2 protein-coding genes are annotated in these 1,567 nt (G+C 62.0%); both read right to left on the minus strand.

The window, feature by feature from the left end:
• Positions 1–146: 146 nt before the first annotated feature.
• Entirely contained in the window at positions 147–1,070 is a 924-nt protein-coding gene (locus tag GHC57_RS19005) for a Mu-like prophage major head subunit gpT family protein (protein ID WP_153347219.1), read from the minus strand.
• 2 nt (positions 1,071–1,072) lie between these two features.
• On the minus strand, positions 1,073–1,567 hold a 495-nt coding region (locus GHC57_RS19010), incomplete at its 5' end, for a phage protease (protein WP_153347221.1).

Raw genomic sequence — 1,567 nt, forward strand, 5'->3', positions numbered from 1 at the left:
TAATTATTCGAGAATGGACGGAATTATTTGATCACGGGACCCGGGATATAGGGGCACATTCCGGGCTATATCGGGATGCGGGTTCAGGGGTCCCATCCCCCGCCATTCCCACCTTGCAACAAAAATTGGCCCGGCGCTCAGGGCGCTCAACTGGTCAGCCAAGCCGTGACGATGGGTTCGGCGGTCCCCGCCCACTCGTTCCCGACCACTACAGGGGTGGCCGGATCCCCAGCCATCACAACACGGGTTTCGGTCTTCAGCAAGCGCCGGGCGTCGCTCTCAAGAGACAACGGCGCAACAAGAACGTTCGGTTGGACGTTGAGGGGCCGGCCTTCGTCACCGGTCAGGCTGCGCATGGCAAGTCGGGCCGCCTCATAGTTGTCCGCCGTCAATGGGGCCTTGGAGGCAAAGGCCAGCTGCCACAGGCCGTATCCGGCGTTCGCTCGCGCTCGGACGCCATACAGGAACGTATCGCGCATGAATACGTTCTGGTCGTCGTCGCTGGTGAGGGTGGTGAGCTTGTAGGGGAGACGTTCCTGGAAGATCATCGGCCTGATGGACCGCGAACAGTCCAGCAGGAACCACGCTGGATCCGTACCAGTCTGCATATTGGACACGGCCGCCGCGACACCTTTGGCGTCAAAGACCGGATGATCCTCCGCGAAGAACGGCTTGCCATCGTAGCAAAGACCAGAAAATCCGCCGGCCAGCAGCGAAAACACCAGTTCATCGGGGTGTTCGCTGGCCGCGTGGCCCATCTCGCCGAACAGCGGGGCGAGAACGCCATACTGATCGTCCTCGACGTCCGTCCGCTTGACCTCGATCGTGCTTTCGAACGTGCGGTTCTCGAGGGCATACGAGTGGACCCGCAGGTTCTTGACGACCCGATCCCCGAGCCATTCCCGGACATTCGGCAACTGTCCCAGCCACCCATAGGCATTGCTACTGCTTCCGGAGGGCACCTTCATCGCCACCCGGTCCCAGAATCGGGGCGCGCCTTCGAAGCCCTTCTGAAAGGCCGTCGAATACCCCTCGAAGACCATGTGTAGGTTTTGCTTGTTGATCAGCATGATCAGGTCTCCTCGGGCAAAGTGCGGAGCTCGGACGGATCAATCCCCATGGCGCTGCACACCGCCAACCGCCCGTCATCCATGGTGTTCTTCTGGCGGCTCGGCGGAGTGCGGTCCAGGATCGGTGTCAAGAAGGCGCGAGTTTGTGGTCCCACTTCAGCCACCCATTTTTCCATAGCGCCCATATCCGCGCGGCAGACGCTGATCGCCCAATCCCGCTGGAACGGGAATATCCGGCCGTGCTCCAGAAGGTTGTCCACGTATTGCTCCGCCTGATTGAGGCTGAGGCGATTGTCCAGCGCGCTGAGCTCCTGACAGACGCGGCGGTACTCGCCGATGGGCACCCATTCCAGCGGACTGGGCGCCGCGCTGGCGTTCGCGGCAGTGACATCCAGGGCTTCGGACATTGCGGCCACGACGGTTTCGGCATCGGCCTCTTCGGGCAATCCGAGGTGCTCTTGCAGCAGGCGCAGCAGCGCCTGCGGATCGGGTGACGA

The sequence above is a fragment of the Roseospira navarrensis genome, assembly GCF_009601025.1.
GTDB classification, from domain to species: Bacteria; Pseudomonadota; Alphaproteobacteria; order Rhodospirillales; family Rhodospirillaceae; genus Rhodospira; species Rhodospira navarrensis.

Excerpts from the sequence above, each read along its gene's own strand:
- GHC57_RS19005 (WP_153347219.1), bottom strand. The coding sequence starts at position 1,070 with ATGCTGATCAACAAGCAAAACCTACACATGGTCTTCGAGGGGTATTCG.